This window comes from Thauera sp. (assembly GCF_035444905.1).
GTDB lineage: Bacteria > Pseudomonadota > Gammaproteobacteria > Burkholderiales > Rhodocyclaceae > Thauera.
The window spans coordinates 1-22,988 of sequence record NZ_DAOMPS010000048.1 but is presented as its reverse complement, the minus strand read 5'-3'; the positions used below and the strand labels follow the sequence as shown (position 1 = coordinate 22,988).

Sequence of the window (22,988 nt, the reverse complement as noted above, 5' to 3'; positions counted from 1 at the left end):
TCGGCCACGCCCGGCTTGCAGAAGGCGCGGTCTTTTCATCATCAATCGGTCGATATGCGCAGTGCCGCTGCACATGCCCATGGCGCCAGTGCAATGGCACCGGTCAGGCCACCGCCGAGCAGCAGCAGATGGGCGACGGCGCCACTTCCGGACAGCTGCGCCTCGACCGCTCCGGCGCCGAAGATCAGCACCGGTACGAACAGCGGCAGCACCAGCAGGGCCAGCAGCATGCCGCCACCGCGCAGTCCCAGCGTCAGCGCCGCACCCACCGCACCGAGGAGCGTGAGGATCGGCGTGCCCAGCGCCAAACTTAGTACCAGCACGGGCAGGCCACCTTGCTCCAGGTCAAGCAGCAGCGCCATCGCCGGCGCCACCGCGATCACGGGCAGCCCGGTACTGAGCCAGAAGGCCAGCACCTTCGCCATCACCCAGACGGCAGCCGGCTCCCTAGACAGGAGCAGCTGCTCCAAGGTTCCGTCGGCGTAGTCCTGCGCGAACAGCCGGTGCAAGGACAACAGGCAGGCGAGCAGCGCAGCGACCCACAGCACACCGGGCGCGATCGCGCGCAACTGGTTGGGCTCGGCGCCGACGCCGAAAGGGAACAGGCAGACGACGATGACGAAGAAGGCGAGCGTGACCAGTACGTCGGCGCGGCCGCGCCAGGCCAGCAGCAGGTCGCGCCGCAGCACAGCGAGGAAGGCGCTCAGCATGCGAAGGCTCCGACGTCGAGCACGGCGGGCGGGCGCGCAAAGGGGGCATCCTGATGGGTCGTCATCATGACGATGCCACCGGCCGCACAGTGCGCCGACAGGGTCGCGGCGAGATCGGCCACGGCATGCACGTCGAGCGCGGTGAAGGGCTCATCGAGCACCCACAGCGGGCGCCGGGCGGACAGGAACAGGCGAGCGAGACCGACGCGGCGGCGTTGCCCCTGGGACAGCACCCGGGCCGGCAGGTCGAGCTGATTCTCCAGACCAATGCGCACCAAGGCCTGCACGCAGTGCTCGGCAGCGACGTGGTCGCCAGCGGCCGCGCAGGCGAAGCGCAGGTTCTCGAGTGGGCTGAGCAGGTCGTTGAGCGCAGGCGCGTGGCCAAGGTAGAGCAGTTCGCCGTGGAAGGCCTCGCGCTCGCGGCGGATGCAGTGGCCGCGCCAGCGCACTTCGCCGGCCTCAGGCAGGGCCAATCCAGTGACAAGGCGCAGCAGGCTGGTCTTGCCGACGCCATTGGGGCCAGCGATGCGCAGCATCTCGCCGTCCTGCAGACGGAAGGCGAGGTCGCGGAACAGCAGGCGATCGCCCTTCAGACAGGCGAGTTCTTGGGCTTCGAGCATGGGGAACGAATTGAACCACAGGGACGGCAGGCGACGCCATCGCAACGACAGCCGGGACGATGAAGAACCCCCCGCGGCGCCGATCGCGCTCGCGCGACACGAGGGGTGCTTGCATGCGGGCCGGACCGCGGGGCGGCGACGCTCCCCGGTCCGGGCGAGGCTCACTGCTGGGCGGCGGGCGGTACCGGGTGCATCATCTCCGGCGGCACGCCGCTACGCTCGGCACCGATGTTCTGCACCACCGGCGGCAGCGAATGGGCAATGCCCTTGTGGCAGTCGATGCAGGTCTTGCCCTCGGCGAAGCCGGCCTGATGCATCTGGTTGGACCGGCGTCCCTGCACCGAATAGTCGAAGTACTCGTAGTTGTGGCAATTGCGGCACTCCTGCGAGTTGTTCGCCTTCATCCGGCGCCATTCGTTCTCGGCCAGGCGCAGGCGTTCGTTGTTGAACTTCTCCGGCGTCGAGATCGTGCCCATCACCTTGCCGTACAGCTCACGCGAGGCCTTGACCTTGCGGACCATCTTCGGCCCCCACTCCTTGGGCACGTGGCAGTCCGGGCAGGTCGCGCGCACGCCGGTGCGGTTCTGATAGTGGATGGTGTTGCGGTACTCCTTGAAGACGTTCTCCTCCATCTCGTGGCAGGAAATGCAGAACTTCTCGGTGTTCGTCATCTCCAGGGCCCAGTTGAAACCGCCCCAGAAGATCACGCCCGCAGCAAACAGCAGCACGATCGCACCCCAGCCGGCGTTGCGAATGCGCTGCACGATTCCTTTCTTGTTGTCGTCGGTCATTTCGTACCCCGTTCGTCATCTTCAGCGCAGGCCCTGGGCGCGCTGGAACTGGTTCTCGACCAGCGGGCGGGCGTCGGTCTGCGGCACGTGGCACTGCAGGCAGAAGTAGCGCCGCGGCGAGATGTTGGAGAGTTCCGTGCCTTCACGATCCTTGAAGTGGGTGATGCTGACCTTGGTGGCACCGGTCTCCCGGTAACGGGTCCAGGAGTGGCAGTCCATGCATTTGTTGAAGTTGATCGTGACCTCGTAGCCCTCGACCTTGTGCGGGACCAGCGGCGGCTGCTGCACATAGTCGCGCGGCAGCGGGGCCTGGTCCGGAATCAATTTGAAGTTGCCGACCGCCAGCTCGGGGTCGGCGACGTCGGCGCCACGGATGCTGCGGACGCTCTGGGCCTCGGCGGCATCGGGCACTACGGCGCCGATGCCGAGCGCGGCAACGAGCGCGATCACGAGATGACGGGTTTGTCGTTTCAGCGCCGGGCCGCCCCAAGCTGAAACAGCCCCCCCGGGGGGCAGCGCCCCCGCAACGCGGGGAAGCGTGGGGGTCTCCTTCAGCGCCGGGCCGCCCCAAGCTGAAACAGCCCCCTCGGGGGGCAGCGATCCTGCGCAGCGGGAAAGCGTGGGGGTCTTTTTCATGACTCGCTCCTGTTGAATCGGGTCGTAATACGGAAAACGTCCTTGCCGCACACATCCACACAACGTCCGCAGGTGGTGCAGTCGGCATCGAGGATGAGGGGATGCTCCTGGCCGACGCCCTTGAGCGCAGGGCGGATGACCTGCGGTTCGGGACAGACGGCGAAGCAGTCCATGCAGTCGTTGCAGGCGCTGCGCCTGGCCGCAGAAATCCTGAACACCGAGGCACGGCCGAGCAGGCCGTAGAAGGCGCCTTGCGGGCACAGGTGGCCGCACCAGCCGCGCGGCGCGATCAGCAGGTCGTAGAAGAAGATGCCGCCGACGATGCCCCAGGCCAGGCCGAAGCCGAAGATCAGCCCGCGGTGGAACATCGACACCGGATTCACCCACTCCCAGGCCAGCGAGCCGGTCGCCGCCGCAATCACCAGCACGAAGCCAAGCAGCCAGTAGCGCGTGTTCGCCGCCGGCGCCTTGCCGCCCTTGAGCCCCAGCCTTCGCCGCAGCCAGGCCGCGGCGTCGGTGACGAGATTCACCGGGCACACCCACGAGCAGAACAGTCGCCCGCCGAGCAGCAGGTAGAAGGCCAGCACGATGCCCCCACCCAGCAAGGCCTCGCGGTAGGGCCAATTGCCCGCCGCCAGTTGCTGCGCGATCAGGAAGGGGTCGGTGAGCGGCAGCACGCCCAGGGTCAGGCTGGAAGCCAGGTTGCCCTTCACGATCCACCAGCCGAGCCAGGGGCCGACGAGGAAGAGCGCAAGGATGCCGAGCTGGGAGGCGCGCCGCAGCAGCAGCCACTTGTGGGCACGCAGCCAGCCCTTGGCCTCGATCGCTTCGTGCCCGGGGCGTGCGACCACGCCGCGCATGGCCGCACCGCGCACGCTGGTGGGTGGCACCGAGCGCTCGGGCTTGCCGCCGTCCATCGCGGAGGTTGTCTGCGAGCTCATGGCTTCCACCCCGAATCGAGTCCGCCGGGCGTGGTCGGTGCGTACTCAGGCACGCGGGTCGGCGCTTCGCCGGGACGCACCCGGGTGTCACCGAAGGGCTTGTCCTCCAGGCCACGCACCGGCAACTCGATCTGGTCGCCGATCAGCGACTGGCCGGCCGCCTCCTTCTCCTCCCAGCCGCGCAGGTAGTGGTCGGCCTTCGAACCCTGGGCGAGCTTGATCGGCAACACCTTGATCGCCGACTCGCCCGGCAGCACGCAGGCCTGCTCGCACTTGCCGCAACCGGTGCAGTGATCGGAATGCACCGTGGGCAGCAACATGGCGTGACGGTCCGAGCGCCGGTTGTGCATGCGCTCGAGCGTGATCGCCTTGTCGATGACCGGGCACACGCGGTAGCACACGTCGCAGCGCAGGCCGAGGAAGTTGAGGCAGTTCTCCTGGTCGATGAGCACGGCCAGCCCCATGCGCGCCTGCTCGATGTCGGTGAGCGCACGGTCGAGCGCACCGGTCGGACAGGCGACGACACAGGGGATGTCCTCGCACATTTCGCACGGGATCTTGCGTGCTTCGAAGTAGGGCGTGCCGGTGGCGACACCGTCGCCCAGCTCGGCCAGCTTCAGGGTGTCGTAGGGACAGTCGCGCACGCACAGGCCGCAGCGCACGCAGGCTGCCAGGAACTCGGCTTCGGGGAGGGCGCCGGGCGGACGGATGGCAGTGGCCGGCAGCGCCGACGCCTGCTTCGCGTACATTCCGGCACCGAGCGCGAGCAGGCCTGCACCGCCCGCCACGCCGGCCGATTCCTTGAGGAACCGGCGGCGCGACGACAGCCCACCCGTCGCCTTGCGCTCAGATTTTTCCGCTTGCTTGCTCATTGCCGTCGTGGAAACCCGTTCCCGCACGCCGCCCCCCGGCCGGTCGTGCGGAGAACGGGATCACGCCTCCGTTATTCAGGCCTTCAACACCTTGACCGGGCACTTCTTGAAGTCGGTCTCTTTCGAGATCGGGCAGGTCGCATCCAGGATCAGCTTGTTGACCAGGCGCCCCTCATCGAAGAAGGGAATGAACACCAGGCCGACCGGCGGCTTGTTGCGGCCACGCGTCTCGAGACGCGCTACCACCTCGCCGCGCTTGGACACGATCTTCACCGCCATGCCGCGCTGCAGGCCGCGCTTCTGCGCGTCGTCCGGATGCATGAAGATTTGCGCGTCCGGCACCGAACGGTGCAGCTCGGGCACGCGGCGGGTCATCGAACCGGTGTGCCAGTGCTCGAGCACGCGGCCGGTGCACATCCACAGGTCGTACTCGGCGTCCGGCATCTCGGGCGGGTCCTGGTAGGGCAGCGCGAACACGATCGCCTTCTTGTCCGGATAGCCGTAGAAGCTCCAGCCTTCACCGGCCTGGACATACGGGTCGTAGCCCTCGCGGTAGCGCCACAGGGTTTCCTTGCCGTCGACCACCGGCCAGCGGAAGCCGCGCGCACGGTGGTAGTCGTCGAAGTTCGCCAGATCGTGCGCCTTGCCACGTCCGAACACCGCGTACTCCTCGAACAAGCCCTTCTGCAGGTAGTAGCCAAGCTCCTTCGACTCGTCGTTCATGTAGCCATCCCAGGCGTGGGCATTGACCTTGGCAACCTCGTCGAGCGGGAACTTGTTGACCTGACCGTTGGCGTAGAGCACGTCGTACAGGGTCTTGCCCTTGTACTCGGGCATCTTGTCGAGCAGCTCGGCCGGCCAGACTTCCTCCATCTTGAAGCGCTTGGAAAACTCGATGTACTGCCACAGGTCGGACTTGGCCTCGCCCGGCGCGCTCACCTGCTGGCGCCAGAACTGGCTGCGGCGCTCGGCGTTGCCGAAGGCGCCCTCCTTCTCGGCCCACATCGCGGCCGGCAGGATCAGGTCGGCCGACAGCGCGGACACGGTCGGATAGACGTCGGAGACGACGACGAAGGCGTCCGGATTGCGCCACCCGGGGTATATCTCGTCGTTGATGTTCGGTCCCGCCTGCATGTTGTTGGTCGTGGTGGCCCAGTAGCACTTGAGCGTGCCGTCCTTGAGCGCGCGGCTCTGCGCCACCGCGTGCAGGCCGATCCAGTCGGGGATGGTGCCTTCAGGCAGCTTCCACACCTTCTCGGCGAAGGCGCGGTGCTTGGGATCGGTCACCACCATGTCGGCCGGCAGGCGGTGGGCGAAGGTGCCGACTTCGCGCGCGGTGCCGCAGGCCGAGGGCTGGCCGGTGAGCGAGAACGGGCTGTTGCCCGGCTCGGAGATCTTGCCCACCAGCAGGTGGACGTTGTAGATCATGTTGTTCACCCACGTGCCGCGGGTGTGCTGGTTGAAGCCCATGGTCCAGAACGACATCACCTTGCGATTCGGGTCGGCATAAGCCTCGGCCATGCGCTTGAGGTAGGCCTCGGGCACGCCCGACAGCTTGGCGGTCTTCTCCAGCGTGTATTCGGAGACGTAGGCGGCGAACTCCTCGAACGTCATGTCCTCGGACTTGCCCGGATTGCCCTTTGGCTTGCCGTCGGCGCCGGGATAGCCGTTGTTGGTGGCGTTGACCTCGAGCGGGTGATTGCCGCGCAGGCCGTAGCCGATGTCGGTCTCGCCGCGCTTGAACTTGACGTGCTTGGACACGAAGTCCTGGTTCACCGCACCGGTCGAGATGATGTGATGGCAGATGTAGTTCAGCATCGCCAGGTCGGTCTGCGGCTGGAAGATCATCGGGTTGTCGGCGAGCTCGTAGGAACGATGCTCGAAGGTCGACAGCACGTGCACCTCGCAACCCGCGTGGGTGAGGCGGCGGTCGGTGATGCGGCTCCACAGGATGGGGTGCATCTCGGCCATGTTCGCGCCCCACAGCACGAAGACGTCGGCGTTCTCGATGTCGTCATAACAGCCCATCGGCTCGTCCATGCCGAAGGTGCGCATGAAGCCGGCCACCGCCGAAGCCATGCAATGGCGGGCGTTGGGGTCGATGTTGTTCGTGCGGAAACCGGCCTTGTGCAGCTTGGCCGCGGCATAGCCTTCCCAGATCGTCCACTGGCCGGAGCCGAACATGCCGATCGAGCGCGGGCCGTGCTCCTTGAGCGCCGCCTTCCACTTCTCGGCCATGATGTCGAAGGCCTGATCCCAGCTGATCGGGGTGAACTCGCCGTTCTTGTCGTACTGGCCGCCGCGCATGCGCAGCAGGGGCTGCGTCAGGCGGTCCGCGCCGTACATGATCTTGGACAGGAAGTAGCCCTTGATGCAGTTCAGGCCGCGGTTGACCGGGGAGTCGGGGTCGCCCTGCGAGGCCACCACACGCCCGTTCTGCACGCCCACCAGCACCGAGCAGCCGGTGCCACAGAAGCGGCAGGCCGCCTTGTCCCAGCGCACGGAGGTACCGGAAGGCGCAGCGCCCTGCGCCTGCGTCACAACGGGAACGCTGATGCCGGCCGTGGCAGCGGCGGCGGCAATCGCGTTGTTCTTGATGAATTCGCGTCGATTCATGCTCATTTCATGCCTCCTGTAATTCGAGACCGTCATCGGTGTACTCGTAAGCGATCGTCAGCCCCTGCACCTTGGGCACGAGGTTCACGGCGAGGATGGAGTCGGTGACCGACCAGCCCTCACCATCCTCGATGGTGATGACGATGTTGCCCTGCTCGGGCGAGGAACCATGCAGCTCCACGCCCGGGATGCGCAGCAAGGCCTCGATCACCACGGGAAAATCCGCGGGAAAGGCCCGCACGACCAGACTGGCAATGTTCATTGTTCGCTCTCCGTGGGAATGTCGAAGGGGACCTGAAGCGCGATCGCCCGCGTCGGGCAGGGCGCGTAACAGGCACCGCAGCCCGTGCACGCGGCCAGATCCAGTGCGGGCTGGGCCACGCCGCCGACCTGCAGGCGGAACCGGATCGCACCCGTCGGGCAGGCCTCGCCGCACACCCGGCACTCGATGCCGCGCTCGGCCAGGCAGGCCTCGCCAATTGCCGCCCGCAGCGCCCAGGGCACGGAAGACGCGCTCGCGCGCTGCAGTGCGCGCGGCTCGCAGCGGCTCACGCAGTCTGCGCAGAAGGTGCACTCGCCCAAGGAGAAGTCGACCGCCGGATAACCCCCTTCGGCGCGCATCAGGATGCCGGTGGGACAGGCCTCGACACAGGCGTCGCAACGCGTGCAGCGGGCGATGAAATCCTCCTCGACCAGCGCCCAGGGTGGGCGTTGCGCCGGCGCAAGCTTGCGCAGTCGACCCCGCAGGAAGCTCCTGCGGGAAATGGGGGCGGATTCCACGTGCTTTCAGGCTCCAATTGGGAAGGGATTAGAGACCCTTCCCACACCCGGGTCGTTGACCAGAGTCAACTTGAGAACCCCCCTCACTTTCACAGGTTCCCGAGCCCTGCCAACTGCCGCGCCGTGCTCGTCTAGCCTGCACGCGCCCTCAGCCGCGCATGTGCTCCACCGCCCACACCGCCGCCTCGACGCGCGAGCGCAGGTCGAGCTTGCGCAGCAGGTGCTTCACATGCACCTTGACCGTGCCCTCGGCGATGTCGAGCTCGCGGCCGATCTGCTTGTTCGACAGGCCTTCGGCGATCTTCTCGAGGATGCGGACCTCTTGCTCGGTCAGCCCTGCCGCGCCCACCGACGTCGGCCTCGACTCGCCGCGCAAGGCCGCTGCCAGCAGGTGGTTGAGCTGCGGCGGGATGACCACGCGCCCGGCCGCCACGTCGCGCAAGGCCTCGAGCATGGCCTCGGGCTCCATGTCCTTGAGCAGGTAGCCGTCCGCGCCGCCGCGTAGCGCGGCGACGACGTCGGCGCCGGCATCGGACACCGTCACCATCACCACGCGGCTGTCGATCCGGGCGGCGCGCAGGCCGCGCAGCACCTCCAGCCCGCTCAGGTCGCGCATGTTGAGATCGAGCAGGATCAGTTCGGGGTGCAACTGGCGCGCGAGTTCCAGGCCCTCTGCACCCCCCGCCGCCTCACCGACGAGGCGAAAGCCGGGGATCGTCTGCAGCAATTGGCTCAAGCCCTTGCGGAACAGGGGGTGGTCATCGACGATGATGACGGACAGGCGTTCGCTCATGCGCTCGAATCTCCAGTGGCCGGGGTCAGGGTCGGCGTCGGGCTCGGGGCTGCTGCCGGCGGCGCGGCCGGAATGCTGCCCGCAGCGCGGAACAGCACACGCACGCAGGTGCCGCCCGCGGCGTCCGCCGCGAACGCGATGCTGCCCCCCATGCTGCGCGCGCGCTCGCGCATGATCGCAAGCCCGTGGTGGTTGTGGGCGTCCGCCGGCGGCTCGCCGATGCCCACGCCGTCGTCCTCGATGGTCAAGGTCACGCTGCCGTCCGCGCTCCCATGCAGAGCCACCCGCGCCCGCCGCGCACGGGCATGGCGGACCATGTTCGACAAGGCCTCGCGCGCGATCTGCAACACGTTCACCTCCTGGTTGGCACTGAGCGCACAGTTGCCCAGCCCGACCTCGAGCGCCACCTCGACGCCACCGCGCGAACCATATTCGCGCACCGCATCCTCGAGCAGGGTCGCGAGGTCTCCCGACAGGCCGAGGCGGAAGGACACGAGTAGCTCGCGCAGCTGACGGTAGGCTGCATTGATGCCCTCGCGCAGGTCGGCGAGGATGGGCTCCGCCTCGGCCCTGCGGGCCGGATCGGCCACGACCGCCTGCAGCAGGCTGACCTGGATCTTCATGTACGACAGCGCCTGGGCGAGCGAATCGTGCAACTCGCGGGCAATCACCGAGCGCTCTTCCTGCAGCGCAAGCAGGCGCTCCTGGTCGCTGCGCCGACTGGCGCCGAGCGCCATGCCGATATGGCGCGACAAGGCCTCGACAAGCTGGCGTTGCCAGTCTGCCAGGCGTCCGCCATCGGGCAGGGACAGGCGCAGCATGCCGTAATGGTGCTCGCGGTCACGCAGCGGAAAACGCAGCAGCGCGGGATGGTGCAGCGCCAGCGCGTCCCCCTGCGACGCCGCGCGGCAGGCCTCGCAGGCCACCTCCCCGCGCTGCGCGCGGTCCGGGCACGGCCCCATCGACGAGGCGATCACGGTGGCCGGCCCGCCGTGGCGCGGCTCGATGCAGACGAAGCTGCCATCCAGGCCGGCCACGCGATCGATGTCGCGCAGCGTCGCCTCGTAAGCCTCGGCGGCGGTCGGCGTCTGGTACAGCCGCGCGATGGCGTGATAGAGCAGCTCCAGCGAGCGGTTGCTGCGCTGCAGCTCGGCAGTCTTGTCGGCCACGCGCTGTTCCAGCGTCTGGTAGTGCTGGGCAAGCTCGTCCGCCATGCGGTTGAAGGCACCGCCGACGCGCCCCAGCTCGTCTTCGCCGGCATAGCTGACGCGCACGCCGAAGTCCCCTCCCGCGATCCGGCGCGCCGCGTCGAGCAGCCCCCTGAGCGGCTTCAGCAACGCACGATGAAGCATGAGGAGGGCAACGAGGACCACCAGCACGATGACGGCCATCGCCGCCGCGAGGATGAAGCGCAAATCGTGAATGCGCTGCTCGGTGTCGTGCTCGAGCACAGCCACCAGCGTGTTGAGCTGCTCGACGAAGGCGTCCACCTCGCGCAGCAAGGCCTCCACCTCCTCGGTCGGCGGCGGCGACGACTGGCTGCCGAGGGCCACAATGCGCGGCTTCAGGCTCACCGTCCAGGATGCCTGCACGCCCCGGTAGGTGGCGGCGAACAGTTCGCCCGGCGCACGATCGATGAAGCGCAGCAGCGCGGGATGCGCGAGTTGCGTCTCGAACTCCCGCACCGCCGCGGCGACCCGCTCCGACTCGACACGGCCGCTCAAGGCGTCGACCACGATCAGGTTCGCCACGCGGTGGGTGTGGCGTCGCAGGCTGCCGGCGACATTGATCGCGCTCGCACTGCCGCGCGTGCTCTCGACGACCAGCACCGAGGCGCTCATGCCGGCCAGGCTGATCAGCGTCAGGGCCAGCATCGCCACCGAAACCAGCAGCATGATGGAGCGCCGCACCAGCGGACGCGGGATGGCCATTCGCATCACAAACCTCCTTTCAGGCCGCTGCCCAGCGACAACGTGGACATACACCTTTCACTCCGTTTACCCCTCGCCGGACGCTTCACTCTCACTTTTTAAGCTTATTATCAATGTGTTAAGAAAGTTCCCAACTACCTCTTTAGAGGTAGCCTCCAGCCCTGAGCGCCGTCCCGGATTGAACTCACCGTCATGCAAACGGCACAGCAGCGGCTAGTCTATAGTCCGAACGCCCTGCCTGGCGCCCGCTGGAGATCCGCATGAACCGCAGCAAGCCCGCCGTCGTCGAAACCAGCACCATGCTTTCCCGCTTCGCGCCCTTCAACATGCTCGACGAAGCCGAGCGCGCGCGCATCCAGGCCAGCGCCAGGCCGATCCACGCCGCCCGCGGCGAACTGCTGCTGCAACAGGACGATTGCCCGCGAGGCATCTACCTGGTGCTCGAGGGGCGGGTCAAATGCTTCGTGCTGTCACCCTCCGGTGGCGAGAAGATCGTCAGCCTCGCCGAAGGCGGCAGCTTCTTCGGCGAGGACGCCGCCCTGCTGAACCGCCCCCACATCGTCAACGCCCAAGCGATGACGGCGAGCGAACTGCTGCTGGTGCCGACCGCCGCGCTGCGCGAGGCGATGGTGAGTTCGACGCCGTTCTCGGTCTCCATGGTCATGCGCCTGGCGATGGCCAGCTACGACCTGCTGTCGACGATGCAGGTCCAGTTACAGATGAGCGGCACCCAGCGCGTCGCCCACTATCTGACCCGGCTCGCGCCGGAAGATGCCGAGCATTGCGAGATCCGCCTCGAGATCGACAAGCAGACGATCGCCGCCCAGCTCAATCTGACCCCCGAAACCTTGTCGCGCATCCTGTCGCAGCTCACCCGCGACGGCATGATCCAGCCCCGCGGCCGGCGCGGCATGGTGCTCAACAAGGTGTCCGAACTGCGCAGCTGCGCCGCTCACTGAACGGCCAGCGGCTCGACCTGGGCAAGGTGGGCGGGCACCGCCAGCCAGCGCCCGAGAATGCGCCACACATCGACGTCGAAGGCCCGCGGCACCGCCGCGAGCGGCGCCGGCAGGCCGCCCGCCGCCTCGGCACTGCCCAGGTGACACCAGCGGTCGAACAGGTGAAACGCCTGCCTTGCGCCGTCGGCCTGCTGCTCATGCACCAACACCGGCCCCGCCCACGGCCACGGCTTGATCCCCACCCCCGCAAGCGCCGACGCCAGCCGCGCATCGTGCTCGGCCGCGGTCTCCCGCCGCGCGCACACGCCGGCACAGCGCTTGGCCAGATGGGCTGAGCAAGGCCCCGCGCCGCCCTGCTCCAGCCCGAGCCGGCGCGGGCACAGGCGATACAGCAGGGCCATTTCGCGCAGCAGGTTGTCGGCCTCGCGGCGATTGCGAAACACGCCATGCAGGCCGTCCCACGCCGCCGGATCGGTGCCGGCGATCGGCACACACTCGTAGATCGGCGCCCGCTTGCGCCCGCGCAGCAGGCGCAGCGCAAACACATCGGTGCCCGCCTCCTGCGGGCGATTGTAGGGCGGACGGAAGCGGCGCAGCAGCTCGGCCTCGCGCAACGAGGTCTCGAGCTCCCCCGCTGTCTCGATCCACTCCACACGCCGGGTGCGGGTGAGGAGTTCGGCGTCGCGCCCCTTGCGCGCGTGCGCGCCGAAGTGCTCCTTCACGCGGGCGCGCAGGCTCTGCGCCCGACCGATGAACAGGGGACGTTCCTCGCGGCCCTCGGCCGGCGGTTCGGACTCGGCCAGGAAGAAGTACAGCCCGGGCACATCGGGCAGGGCCTCGAGCGTGCCTTCGGGCAGACCCGGCGGCTGCACCGGCGCCTTCATCGCGCGCTCGACCGCACGCGCGAGCACCTCGGGGGCGAACACGCCCTGCACCCCCTGCACGAACTGCCACAAGGCCTGCACATCGCCCATGGCGCGATGGCGGGCGTCGCACACGAGCGCATGGCGCTCGATCAGCGCATCCAGGCCATGGCGGTGATGCTCGGGGAACAGGGCGCGCGACAGCTTCACGGTGCACAGCACCGGGGCGTCGAACTCGCGCCCGATGCGGGCGAAGGCGTTCTTGATGAAGCCGAAATCGAAGCGCGCGCTGTGGGCGACGAAGACGCAGTCGGCGAGCAGCGCGGCGACGGTATCGGCCAGCGTGTCGAAGGGTGGCGCGTCGGCCACCATCTCGTCGGAGATGCCGGTGACCTCGCGGATCAGGGGCGGAATGGGCTGACCGGGGGCGACCAGGCTCTCCCAGCTCGCCACGACCTCGCCGTCCTCGATGCGCAGGATGGCGATCTCGGTGATGCGGTCGCGCACCGGATGCGCACCGGTGCTCTCGACGTCGATGATCGCGAGACGCCGGGGCAGGCTCATGCCCGGCGCGTCCGTGCGCGATGGGCCGCGGGCAATGCGATCAGGACGCCAGGACTCAGTGGTTGGCGTCGTAGTAGTAGGGCTTGACCGGCACGCTGGCCTGCTCGAGCTGCTGCTGCTCGCTCACGCGCTGCGGCTTGTCCCACCACAGGGCGCGCCCCTTTTGCTGCTCGACGCGCTCCTCGGGGTGCTTTTCCAGCCATTCGCGCATGAACTTCGTGTGTTCGGATTCGTACATCGCCATGTCGGGCCCCAGGTGGAAGGTGGTGAATGCGTCAGACCGCGCGCATTCTACCAGCGCCGAACACGATCAGCGCGGATCAGCTCGCCCGCCCGTCGCCCTTCACGCGGCCAATGCGCACCACCTCCTGCACCCTGCGCACGGCGCGCATCGCACGCGCCAGATGCATGCGGTCATGCACCTGCACGGTGAAATTGAGCGCCGTGTAGTCGCCCTGACCACCGTCCATGCTCACGCTCTGGATGTTGCAGTCTTCCTCGGCGATCGCGCTCGCCACGCGCGCCAGCACGCCGCGCGAGTTGCGGCTGAGCACGCGGATGTTGACGTCGAACAGGCGGTCGTCGACCACATGCTCCCACTCGACGTCGACCCAGCGCCCGCGATCGCCACGCAGCTTGCTCATCACCGGGCAGTCGTGGGTGTGCACTTCCAGCCCCTGGCCCTTGCGCAAGGTGCCGATGATGGGGTCGCCCGGAATCGGGTGGCAGCAGCGTGCGAGCTGCACCGCCACGCCTTCCGAGCCGCGGATGGTGATCGCCCCGGCCGGCTTGGGCTTGACCACGTCGGGGCGGCCGGACTCGAGGTCCTGCGCCTCGGCCAGGCGGCGCGCGACGATGACGGGCAGGCGCTTGCCCAGCCCGAGGTCGGAGAAGATGTCCTTCTTGCTGCGCACGCCGCGGTCGCGCAGGAAGCGGTCCCAGGCGAAGGTCGAGATCTGCCCCAGGGTCAGGCCGTGCGGGCGCAGGGCCTGGTTGAGCAGCCGCTCGCCCAGCGCCACCGACTCGTCCTGCTGCGCGTTCTTGAGGAAGTGGCGGATCTGCGAGCGCGCCTTGCCGGTGCGGGCGTAGGACAGCCAGGCCGGGTTCGGGTTGGAGTGCGAGGCGGTGATGATCTCGACCTGGTCGCCATTGCGCAGCTCGCTGCGCAGCGGCATCAGGTCGCCGTTGATGCGGCAGGCCACGCAACGGTTGCCGACGTCGGTGTGCACCGCATAGGCGAAATCCACCGGCGTCGAGCCCTTGGGCATGGAGAAGATCTTGCCCTTGGGCGAGAACACGTAGACCTCGCCCGGGAACAGGTCGATCTTGACGTGCTCGAGGAACTCGGTGGCCTCGCCCGAGGTGGATTGCAGCTCGAGCAGCGACTGCAGCCAGGAGTGGGTCTTCTGCTGCAGCTCGGACAGCGTGCGCTCGTCTTCCTTGTACAGCCAGTGCGAGGCCACCCCGGTCTCGGCGATGTGATGCATCTCGCGTGTGCGGATCTGCACCTCGACCGGCATGCCGAACGGACCGATCAGCGTGGTGTGCAGGCTCTGGTAGCCGTTGGCCTTGGGGATCGCCAGGTAGTCCTTGAACTTGCCCGGCACCGGCTTGTACATCGCGTGCAGCGCGCCCAGCGCCAGATAGCAGCTCGGCACGTCGCGCACGATGACGCGAAAGCCGTAGATGTCGAGCACCTGCGAAAAGCTCAGGTGCTTTTCGACCATCTTGCGGTAGATGCCGTAGAGGTGCTTTTCGCGTCCCTGCACCTCGGCAGTGATGCCCCATTGCGGCAGGCGTTCCTCGATGCTCGAGAGGATCTTGCCGACGACCTCGCGGCGGTTGCCGCGCGCCGAACGGATCGCCTTCGCCAGCACCTCGAAGCGCAGCGGGTACTTGTTGCGAAAGGACAGCTCCTGGAGCTCGCGATAAAGGTCGTTGAGCCCGAGCCGGTTGGCGATCGGGGCGTAGATCTCGAGCGTCTCGTTGGCGATGCGGCGGCGCTTGGCCGGACGCATGTGGTCCAGCGTGCGCATGTTGTGCAGGCGGTCGGCGAGCTTGATCAGGATGACGCGCAGGTCGCTCGCCATCGCCAGCAGCATCTTGCGGAAGTTCTCCGCCTGGGCTTCTTCCTGCGAGCGGAACTCGATCTTGTCGAGCTTTGACAGGCCATCGACCAGTTCGGCGGAGACCTTGCCGAAGCGTTCGGCGATCTCCGCCTTGGTGATGTGGGTGTCCTCCATCACGTCGTGGAGGAGCGCGGCGATCAGGGCCTGGGGGTCGAGATGCCAGTCGGCGACGAGCGAACACACCGCCACCGGATGGGTGACATAGGGCTCGCCGCTGACGCGAAACTGCCCGGCGTGGGCGTCGGCCGAGAAATGGTAGGCGGCCTCGACCCGGCCCACGTCCTCGGGCTTGAGATAGGTCTCGAGCTTGGTCTTGAGCTGCTGGAAGTCGAGCGACAGCACGCTCGACACCGGGGGGCTGAACGCCGCTTGTTCGGGTTGCGCGGAATCAGGGGGTGCGCCGACCTCGTTGGCTTGCATGCGTCACCCCCGTCCCCGGGGTCAGGCCTGGCCGCGGTTGAGCATCTCGAGCCCGACCTTGCCTGCCGCCACTTCGCGCAGGGCGATCACGGTGGGCTTGTCGTTGTCGCCCGGCTCGAGTTCGATTTGCGGCGTGCTGCCGATGGTGAGCTGGCGGGCACGATAGGTTGCCGCCAGGGTGAGCTGGAAGCGGTTCGGGATGCGTTTCAGGCAGTCTTCGACGGTGATGCGGGCCATGTTCAATCCTGTTCTAGAAAGGCGAAATATGCGGGATGCCGCTGGTGCTGGTTGTCGTAGCGCAAACGCGCAGCCCGCACCACGGCGACCAGGTCGTCGAGTGCGGCATCGATTTCGTCGTTGATTATAACGTAGTCGAATTCGGCGACATGACGCATTTCCCCGCGCGCACCGAGCAGCCGACGGCTGATCACCTCCGCGCTGTCGGTGCCGCGCCCGACCAGACGCTCTTCCAGCGCGTCCATCGACGGCGGCAGGATGAACACGCCGACCGCGTCGGGGAAGTGCTTGCGCACCTGCTGCGCGCCCTGCCAGTCGATCTCGAGCAAGGTGTCACGACCGGCTTCGAGCTGCTCCTTCAACCAGACCCGGGAAGTCGCGTAATAGTTGCCATGCACCTCCGCCCACTCGAGGAACTCGCCGCGATCGCGCAGGGCGCGGAAGCCGGCGACGTCGACGAAGTGGTACTCACGGCCGTCCTGCTCGCCGGGGCGCGGGTCGCGCGTGGTGTAGGAGATCGACAACTGCACGCGCGGATCACGCTGCAGCAGGCCGCGCACCAGGGTCGTCTTGCCCGCGCCCGAAGGCGCAGTGACGATGAAGAGGGTTCCGGGCATGGGGCTCGCGTTCCTTACTCGATGTTCTGGACCTGCTCGCGCATCTGCTCGATCAGCACCTTCATCTCCATCGCGAGGCTGGTGATGTCGGTGGCCGGCGACTTGGAGGCCAGGGTGTTGGCCTCGCGGTTGAGCTCCTGCATCAGGAAGTCGAGCCGCTTGCCGGCCGCGCCGCCGGCCTTGAGGATGCGTTCGACCTCGTCGAGGTGGGTGACGAGGCGGGTGAGCTCCTCGGCCACGTCGATGCGCTGGGCGTAGAGCGCGACCTCCTGGCGGATGCGGTCCTCGTCCAGGCTGGCGACGGCATCGCGCAGCTTGGCGGTGAGGCGGTCCTGGTACTCGGCGACCACCGCCGGCATGCGCGGCGTGGCGATGGCGACCAGCTCGCGCATGCGGGCGACGCGCTCGCGGATCATGTCAGCAAGCTTGTCGCCTTCGCGACGGCGGGTGGCGACGAGCTCGTCGAGCGCAGCGTTGGTGAGCTCGACGATTACCGGCAGCATCTCGTCGAAGCCGAGGCTGTCGTCGGCGAGCATGCCCGGCCAGCGCAGCAGCTCATTGACCGATAGCGGCGCCGCATCGGCAAAGCGCGCGCGCAGGCTGGCCTGGGCATCGCCGAGCTGGTCGAGCAGCGCGGCGTTGAGCGCCAGGCTGCGCGCCGCGCCATGGCCGGCCTGCAGGTTGAGGCGACATTCGACCTTGCCACGGCCCAGGCGCGCGCTCAGGCGCTCGCGAATCGCCGGCTCGGCCGCGCGCAGATCGTCGACGATGCGAAAACCGAGGTCGAGGTAGCGCGAATTGACGCTGCGCAGTTCGAGGTGAAGGCAGACGCTGCCCAAGTCTCGCGTCTGGACCGCGAAACCCGTCATGCTGTGGATCATGTGGAGTCTCCGGGAACCCTGCGCGATCGATTACACTCGGGGTCCCATTCAGGAATGAAGCTGCGAAGGTCCGATTCTAGCGCCCACGAAGATGCCGTCTCAAGCCAACTGCGCGCTGCCACAGGGCTTCCAGCTCGATCAGTACCGCATCGAGCGGCAGCTCTCGCTCGGCGGCTTCTCGATCGTGTATCTGGCCTACGACGAGGCGGGCGTGCCGGTGGCGATCAAGGAGTACCTGCCGAACTCGCTCGCGCTGCGCAAGGACGGCGAGACCGAGCCGCAGGTGAGCGACGAGCACCGCCCCGCATTCCGCTATGGCATGAAGTGCTTCTTCGAGGAGGGCCGCGCGCTCGCCAAGCTGATGCACCCGAACGTGGTGCGGGTGCTCAACTTCTTCCGCGCCAACGGCACTGTCTATATGGTGATGCAGTTCGAACGCGGCCGCACCCTGCACGACTACATCCAGCGCCACCGCGGCCAGCTCAAGGAGATGTTCATCCGCGCCGTCTTCGCCCGCATGCTCAATGGCCTGCGCGAGGTGCATGCACACAAGCTGCTGCACCTCGACATCAAGCCCTCGAACATCTACCTGCGCATGGATGGCACGCCAGTGCTGCTCGATTTTGGCGCCGCGCGCCAGACGCTGCTGTCCGACCAGCCGGTGCTCAAGCCGATGTACACCCCGGGCTATGCCTCGCCGGAGCAGTATGACAAGCGCGACAACCTCGGCCCGTGGACCGACATCTACAGCGTCGGCGCCAGCCTGTACGCGAGCATCACCGGCAGCGCGCCCCCACGCGCCGACGAGCGCAGCGTCAAGGACAGCCTGCAGCCGCTGGCAAGGACGCACGCCGACCGCTATGCCCCGCAACTGCTCGAGCTGGTGGACTGGTGCCTGCAGCTAGACCCCCTCGCCCGGCCGCAGAGCGTGTACAGCCTGCAGAAGGCCCTGATCCAGCGTGAACCCGGCGCACCGCCCGCTGCGCACTGGTTCTCCGATCTCGGCAGCCGGCTGAGATCCTTCATCGGGCGGAGTGGATGAGGCACAGCATGCGTTTCACGATCTATCAGGAAAGCCGCACCGGCAAGCGCAAGAGCAACCAGGACCGCATCGTCCATTGCTACTCGCGCGACGCCCTGCTGATGCTGGTCGCCGACGGCATGGGCGGCCACCTGCACGGCGAGCTCGCCGCCCACGTTGCCGCGCAGAACATCACGCAGGCCTTCCAGCGCGAGGCCCGCCCTGCCCTGGACGATCCGTCCCTGTTCCTGTCGCGGGCCCTCAGCGCCGCCCATCACGCCATCCTCGACGACGCCCTCGACCGCCAGCTGCCCGAGGCGCCGCGCACCACGCTCATCGCCTGCGTGGTGCAGGGCGGCGCAGCCTACTGGGCACACGCGGGCGATTCGCGCCTCTACCTGCTGCGCCGCGGCCACCTCGTCACGCGCACGCGCGACCACTCGCGCACCCAGCTGCTGATCGACCAGGGCCTGCTGCAGGCCGACGAGGCGGCCGAGCACCCCGGCCGCAACCGGCTCTACTCCTGCCTCGGCGGCAACCACTCGCCGCAGATCGAACACTCGCCGCGCACCCCGCTGCGCGATGGCGACATCCTCGCCCTGTGCAGCGACGGCGTGTGGGGCCCGATCGGCGACGATCGGCTGGTGGCCGGCCTCAGCGGCGGACCGCTCAACCGCCGCGTGCCGCTGTTGATGGACCAGGCCGAGAGCGCCGCCGGCGCGAGCGCCGACAACCTGTCGATGGTGGCGATGTGCTGGCACGACGAGACCAGCGCCGGTGAGGCCACGGTGGACGCCATCTCCACCCGCACCATGGCGCTGGACGACTTCACCACCCGGCTCGACATGTCGAGCATGGGCGCCGGCGGCGGCGCCCCGGGCGACCTGAACGAGGACGAGATCGAGCGCGCCATCCGCGAGATCAACGCCGCTATCCAGAAATTCGACACGCGATAGGAAACCCCATGCGACCCAGCCAACGCCAGCCCGCCGAACTCCGCCCCGTCCGCCTCAAGCGCGGCTTCACCCGCCACGCCGAGGGCTCGGTGCTGGTCGAATTCGGCGACACCCGCGTGCTGTGCACCGCCAGCGTGGAAGACAGCGTGCCCGGTTTCCTGCGCGGCAAGGGCCAGGGCTGGCTCACCGCCGAATACGGCATGCTGCCGCGCGCCACCCACACCCGCAGCGCGCGCGAGGCGGCCAAGGGCAAGCAGAGCGGCCGCACCCAGGAGATCCAGCGCCTGATCGGGCGCAGCCTGCGTGCGGTGGTCGACCTCGCCGCCCTCGGCGAACGCCAGATCGTGATCGACTGCGACGTGCTGCAGGCCGACGGCGGCACCCGCACCGCCGCCATCACCGGTGCCTGCGTCGCGGTGCATGATGCGCTCGTTGGCCTCGTCACCGCCGGCAAGCTTGCGCACAACCCGATGCGCGAGCTCGTCGCCGCCGTCTCGGTCGGCATCCACCAGGGGGTGCCGGTGCTCGACCTCGACTACGCCGAAGACTCCGACTGCGACACCGACATGAACGTGGTGATGACCGAAGGCGGTGGCCTGATCGAGGTCCAGGGCACGGCCGAGGGCGCCGCCTTCTCGCGCGCCGAGCTCAATGCCCTGCTCGACCTCGCCGAACTCGGCGGCCGCCAGCTGTTCGAACTTCAGCGCGCCGCCATCCATGGAGCCTGAAGCATGAGCAAACGACTCGTCCTCGCCAGCAACAACGCCAAGAAGGCCGCCGAGATGCAGGCCCTGCTCGCCCCGCTCGGCATCGAGGTGGTGCCGCAATCGGTATTCGGTGTCGGCGAAGCCGAGGAGCCACACCCCACCTTCGTCGAGAACGCGCTCGCCAAGGCCCGCCATGCCGCAGCCGCCACCGGCCTGCCGGCGGTCGCGGACGACTCTGGCCTGTGTGTCGAGGCGCTCGGCGGCATGCCGGGCGTGATCTCGGCCCGCTTCGCCGGCGAGCCCAAGTCGGATGCGCGCAACAACGCCCTGCTGCTGGAAAAGCTCGCCCATCTCAGCGAGCCCGCGCAGCGTGCCGCCTACTTCTTTTCGGCCGTGGTGCTGGTGCGTCACGCCGAAGACCCGCGCCCGCTGATCGCCGACGGCGAATGGCACGGCGAGATCCTCACCGCCGCGCGCGGCGAGGGCGGCTTCGGCTATGACCCGCTGTTCTGGCTGCCCGAGCTCGAGCAGACCGCCGCAGAGCTCGACGCCGCGCTCAAGAACACGCTGAGCCACCGCGGCGCCGCCATGCGCCACCTGCTCGACCGCCTCAAGTACCACCCGCTGTGAGCAGCCGCCGCATCATCCCGCTGAGCCCGGTCACGGCCCCGGCAAAGCCCCTGCCGCTGCCCGAGCGCCCGCAGCTCGAGGCCCCGCCGCCGCTGTCGCTGTATGTGCATTTCCCCTGGTGCGTGAAGAAGTGCCCCTATTGCGACTTCAACTCGCATGCCCCGCGCGAAGGCGGCATCCCCGAACAGGCCTGGCTCACCGCCGTGCTCGCCGACCTCCAGCATGCCCTGCCCCAGGTCTGGGGCCGGCGGGTGCATAGCGTGTTCATCGGCGGCGGCACGCCCAGCCTGATGTCGGCCGCCACGCTGGACGGCCTGCTCACCGGCATCCGCATGCTGCTGCCGCTCGACCCACTCGCTGAAGTGACACTCGAGGCCAACCCCGGAACCGTCGAGGCAACACGCTTTCGCGACTACCGCGCCGCCGGCGTCAATCGCCTGTCGCTCGGCATCCAGAGCTTCGACGACGCCATGCTCGCCAGGATCGGCCGCATCCACGGCGGCGACGAGGCACGACGCGCGATCGACGCCGCGCGCACGCACTTCGAGCGGGTGAACCTCGACCTGATGTACGCCCTGCCCGGCCAGACCCTGGACATGGCGCTCGCCGACCTGGAGACCGCGATCGGCTTCGGCGTGCAGCACCTGTCCTGCTACCACCTCAGCCTCGAGCCCAACACCCCCTTCGCCCACAACCCGCCGCCGCTGCCCGACGACGACAGCGCCGCCGACATGCAGGACGCGATCGAGACCCGCCTGGCCGCCGCCGGCCTCATTCACTACGAGACCTCCGCCTTCGCCCGCCCGCACGAGCAAAGCCGCCACAACCTCAACTACTGGACCTTCGGCGACTACCTCGGCATCGGCCCCGGCGCCCACGGCAAGCTCTCGAGCCACGAAGGCATCCGCCGCGAGATGCGTCACAAGCACCCGGGGCGCTACCTCGAGGGCGCGACACGCGGCGACTTCATCCAGGAGGCGCGCGAGGTCTCGGTGGCGGAGCTGCCCTTCGAGTTCATGATGAACGCGCTGCGCCTCACCGAGGGCGTGCCGGCCAAGCTGTTCGCGGCCCGCACCGGGGTACCGATCGAGGCCATCACCGACGAGCTGGCGCGGGCGCGCGAACTCGGGCTGCTGGAGATGGCAGAGGGGCAGTTGCGGCCGACGCTGCAGGGGCGGCGGTTCCTGAATGAGTTGCTGCAGGTGTTCTTGCGGGACTGAGCCGCCCGCTCACGGATCGGCTACGCGAGCATGTCTTCACAAGCGATGTGGTGAAAGACGGCAGCCTCGTTCAGCCGGCAGTCGAGACTGGCCAGCCGGGGGCGAGCTAGCACCGCAGCAATCTCATTCCGATAGAATCCCGCCACGTCTCCCGAACCGTCGGGCCGCGCATCCACAGGAGAATTCAACACATGTTCGATCAGGAAGACAGCGAACTCAACGTCGTGATGGGCGTGGTGTTCGGCATCATCGCGCTGGTCATCACCTTCGTCATCGGCCTGGCCGCCAACCAGCTGGGCGGAAAGCAGGCCGCGCCGGCGGTTGCTGCGCCCGGTGCAGGCGAGGTCGCTTTCACCGACGTCGCCGAAGTCGGCGAACCGCTGGTGAAGATCTACTTCGAGCTCGGCCAGGCCGCGCTGCCGGCGAGCGCCGCCGAGCAGATCGCCACCGTCGCCTCGGCCCTGGCGGCCACACCGACGGCCAGCGCGCTGCTGTCCGGCTTCCACGATGAGACCGGCGGCGCCGCGGTCAACGCCGAAGTGGCGAAAAACCGCGCCCTGTCGGTGCGCGACGCCCTCGTCGCCGCCGGCGTGCCTGCCGAGCGCGTGCTGATGCGCCGCCCCGCCGTCACCCTGGGCGGCAGCGACGCGGCCGAAGCGCGCCGGGTCGAGGTGCGCGTGCAGTAAGCGCACCGCGGCACGCGAACAAGACTCGAGAGCCGGGCATGCCCGGCTTTTTCACGCACAGGAGGAACGGCGCAATGAAGCGACTCGATGGCAAGACCGCCTTGGTGACCGGCGCCGCGCGCGGTATCGGCGCTGCGATTGCCACTGCCTTTGTTGAAAATGGCGCCTTCGTCTATCTGAGCGACATCAACGACGCCATGGGCCAGGCGCTTGCCGCCGCCCTGGGCGCCACGGCGCGCTACATCCACCTCGACGTGCGCGAAGAGTCCCATTGGCAGGCGGCCATGGCGCAGATCCTTGGCGAGCGTGCGGGCCTGAACGTCCTGGTCAACAACGCCGGGATCACCGGATTCGAGGACGGCTGCCTGGTGCACGACCCCGAGCATGTCTCGCTCGCGGATTGGCATG

25 protein-coding genes are annotated in these 22,988 nt (G+C 68.1%); 8 read left to right on the top strand and 17 right to left on the bottom strand.

All coding sequences use genetic code 11. The features are described 5' to 3' along the window. Window positions 1-41: 41 nt before the first annotated feature. The 11 genes from ccmB to PLC66_RS17520 all read right to left on the bottom strand — a co-directional run bounded on the left by ccmB (window position 42) and on the right by PLC66_RS17520 (window position 10,696). Entirely contained in the window at window positions 42-710 is a 669-nt protein-coding gene (gene ccmB, locus PLC66_RS17570; RefSeq protein WP_324542819.1) for a heme exporter protein CcmB, read from the bottom strand. After that, window positions 704-1,330 carry a cytochrome c biogenesis heme-transporting ATPase CcmA gene (gene ccmA, locus PLC66_RS17565; RefSeq protein ID WP_324542817.1) on the bottom strand — a complete coding sequence of 209 codons (627 nt, stop codon included), beginning with the start codon at window positions 1,328-1,330 and terminating at the stop codon, window positions 704-706. The genes ccmB and ccmA overlap by 7 nt, the downstream gene beginning before the upstream one ends. A gap of 161 nt (window positions 1,331-1,491) precedes the next feature. Next, window positions 1,492-2,121 (bottom strand): NapC/NirT family cytochrome c, encoded by a 630-nt coding sequence (locus PLC66_RS17560; RefSeq protein WP_324542815.1) that lies wholly within the window; start codon window positions 2,119-2,121, stop codon window positions 1,492-1,494. Between the two features lie 21 nt (window positions 2,122-2,142). Continuing rightward, window positions 2,143-2,595 carry a nitrate reductase cytochrome c-type subunit gene (locus PLC66_RS17555; RefSeq protein ID WP_324542843.1) on the bottom strand — a complete coding sequence of 151 codons (453 nt, stop codon included), beginning with the start codon at window positions 2,593-2,595 and terminating at the stop codon, window positions 2,143-2,145. 158 nt (window positions 2,596-2,753) lie between these two features. Further along, complete coding sequence (gene napH, locus PLC66_RS17550; protein ID WP_324542813.1) at window positions 2,754-3,698, bottom strand: quinol dehydrogenase ferredoxin subunit NapH; 945 nt, start codon at window positions 3,696-3,698, stop codon at window positions 2,754-2,756. Beyond that, window positions 3,695-4,570 (bottom strand): ferredoxin-type protein NapG, encoded by an 876-nt coding sequence (gene napG, locus PLC66_RS17545; RefSeq protein ID WP_324542811.1) that lies wholly within the window; start codon window positions 4,568-4,570, stop codon window positions 3,695-3,697. Before napG ends, napH begins: the two co-directional genes overlap by 4 nt. Window positions 4,571-4,645: 75 nt before the next feature. Then, window positions 4,646-7,192, bottom strand: coding sequence for a nitrate reductase catalytic subunit NapA (gene napA, locus PLC66_RS17540; RefSeq protein WP_324542809.1), 2,547 nt, complete (start codon window positions 7,190-7,192; stop codon window positions 4,646-4,648). Window position 7,193: 1 nt separating this feature from the next. Continuing rightward, window positions 7,194-7,448 carry a chaperone NapD gene (locus tag PLC66_RS17535; protein WP_324542807.1) on the bottom strand — a complete coding sequence of 85 codons (255 nt, stop codon included), beginning with the start codon at window positions 7,446-7,448 and terminating at the stop codon, window positions 7,194-7,196. After that, window positions 7,445-7,966, bottom strand: coding sequence for a ferredoxin-type protein NapF (gene napF / locus PLC66_RS17530; protein WP_324542806.1), 522 nt, complete (start codon window positions 7,964-7,966; stop codon window positions 7,445-7,447). Before napF ends, PLC66_RS17535 begins: the two co-directional genes overlap by 4 nt. A gap of 148 nt (window positions 7,967-8,114) precedes the next feature. After that, window positions 8,115-8,759, bottom strand: coding sequence for a two-component system response regulator NarL (gene narL, locus PLC66_RS17525; RefSeq protein WP_324542803.1), 645 nt, complete (start codon window positions 8,757-8,759; stop codon window positions 8,115-8,117). Further along, window positions 8,756-10,696 (bottom strand): HAMP domain-containing protein, encoded by a 1,941-nt coding sequence (locus PLC66_RS17520; protein ID WP_324542801.1) that lies wholly within the window; start codon window positions 10,694-10,696, stop codon window positions 8,756-8,758. Before PLC66_RS17520 ends, narL begins: the two co-directional genes overlap by 4 nt. A gap of 254 nt (window positions 10,697-10,950) precedes the next feature. Between PLC66_RS17520 and PLC66_RS17515 the strand changes: the two genes are divergently transcribed. After that, window positions 10,951-11,649 carry a Crp/Fnr family transcriptional regulator gene (locus tag PLC66_RS17515; RefSeq protein ID WP_324542799.1) on the top strand — a complete coding sequence of 233 codons (699 nt, stop codon included), beginning with the start codon at window positions 10,951-10,953 and terminating at the stop codon, window positions 11,647-11,649. Here the strand turns inward: PLC66_RS17515 and PLC66_RS17510 are convergent. From PLC66_RS17510 to PLC66_RS17485, 6 genes are all read right to left on the bottom strand, one after another. Then, window positions 11,643-13,076 (bottom strand): exonuclease domain-containing protein, encoded by a 1,434-nt coding sequence (locus tag PLC66_RS17510; RefSeq protein WP_324542797.1) that lies wholly within the window; start codon window positions 13,074-13,076, stop codon window positions 11,643-11,645. The genes PLC66_RS17515 and PLC66_RS17510 overlap by 7 nt on opposite strands. Window positions 13,077-13,131: 55 nt before the next feature. Beyond that, entirely contained in the window at window positions 13,132-13,320 is a 189-nt protein-coding gene (locus tag PLC66_RS17505) for a DUF3460 family protein (protein ID WP_324542795.1), read from the bottom strand. A gap of 76 nt (window positions 13,321-13,396) precedes the next feature. Then, entirely contained in the window at window positions 13,397-15,625 is a 2,229-nt protein-coding gene (locus tag PLC66_RS17500) for a RelA/SpoT family protein (protein ID WP_324542793.1), read from the bottom strand. 21 nt (window positions 15,626-15,646) lie between these two features. Continuing rightward, window positions 15,647-15,862 carry a DNA-directed RNA polymerase subunit omega gene (gene rpoZ / locus PLC66_RS17495; RefSeq protein WP_002926082.1) on the bottom strand — a complete coding sequence of 72 codons (216 nt, stop codon included), beginning with the start codon at window positions 15,860-15,862 and terminating at the stop codon, window positions 15,647-15,649. A 2-nt stretch (window positions 15,863-15,864) separates the two neighbouring features. Then, a complete protein-coding gene (gene gmk / locus PLC66_RS17490) occupies window positions 15,865-16,479 on the bottom strand; it encodes a guanylate kinase (RefSeq protein ID WP_324542791.1) in 615 nt (204 codons plus the stop codon). A gap of 14 nt (window positions 16,480-16,493) precedes the next feature. Next, window positions 16,494-17,360: a YicC/YloC family endoribonuclease gene (locus PLC66_RS17485; protein ID WP_324542790.1), complete on the bottom strand. Its 867-nt coding sequence runs from the start codon at window positions 17,358-17,360 to the stop codon at window positions 16,494-16,496. Between the two features lie 91 nt (window positions 17,361-17,451). Between PLC66_RS17485 and PLC66_RS17480 the strand changes: the two genes are divergently transcribed. From PLC66_RS17480 to PLC66_RS17450, 7 genes are all read left to right on the top strand, one after another. Continuing rightward, on the top strand, window positions 17,452-18,402 hold the full coding sequence (locus tag PLC66_RS17480) for a serine/threonine protein kinase (protein WP_324542788.1): 951 nt from the start codon (window positions 17,452-17,454) through the stop codon (window positions 18,400-18,402). An 8-nt stretch (window positions 18,403-18,410) separates the two neighbouring features. Continuing rightward, complete coding sequence (locus tag PLC66_RS17475; RefSeq protein WP_324542786.1) at window positions 18,411-19,337, top strand: PP2C family protein-serine/threonine phosphatase; 927 nt, start codon at window positions 18,411-18,413, stop codon at window positions 19,335-19,337. A gap of 8 nt (window positions 19,338-19,345) precedes the next feature. Further along, window positions 19,346-20,065, top strand: a complete 720-nt coding sequence (rph, locus tag PLC66_RS17470; RefSeq protein ID WP_324542784.1) for a ribonuclease PH — start codon at window positions 19,346-19,348, stop codon at window positions 20,063-20,065. A 3-nt stretch (window positions 20,066-20,068) separates the two neighbouring features. Further along, window positions 20,069-20,674 (top strand): RdgB/HAM1 family non-canonical purine NTP pyrophosphatase, encoded by a 606-nt coding sequence (gene rdgB / locus PLC66_RS17465; protein ID WP_324542782.1) that lies wholly within the window; start codon window positions 20,069-20,071, stop codon window positions 20,672-20,674. Further along, window positions 20,671-21,894, top strand: coding sequence for a radical SAM family heme chaperone HemW (gene hemW, locus PLC66_RS17460; RefSeq protein ID WP_324542780.1), 1,224 nt, complete (start codon window positions 20,671-20,673; stop codon window positions 21,892-21,894). The genes rdgB and hemW overlap by 4 nt, the downstream gene beginning before the upstream one ends. Before the next feature lie 191 nt (window positions 21,895-22,085). After that, the gene (locus PLC66_RS17455) at window positions 22,086-22,580 is read left to right on the top strand and encodes an OmpA family protein (protein ID WP_324542778.1); all 495 of its coding nucleotides are present in this window, start codon (window positions 22,086-22,088) and stop codon (window positions 22,578-22,580) included. A 74-nt stretch (window positions 22,581-22,654) separates the two neighbouring features. After that, the coding region (locus tag PLC66_RS17450; RefSeq protein ID WP_324542776.1) for an SDR family NAD(P)-dependent oxidoreductase at window positions 22,655-22,988 on the top strand (334 nt) is incomplete at its 3' end.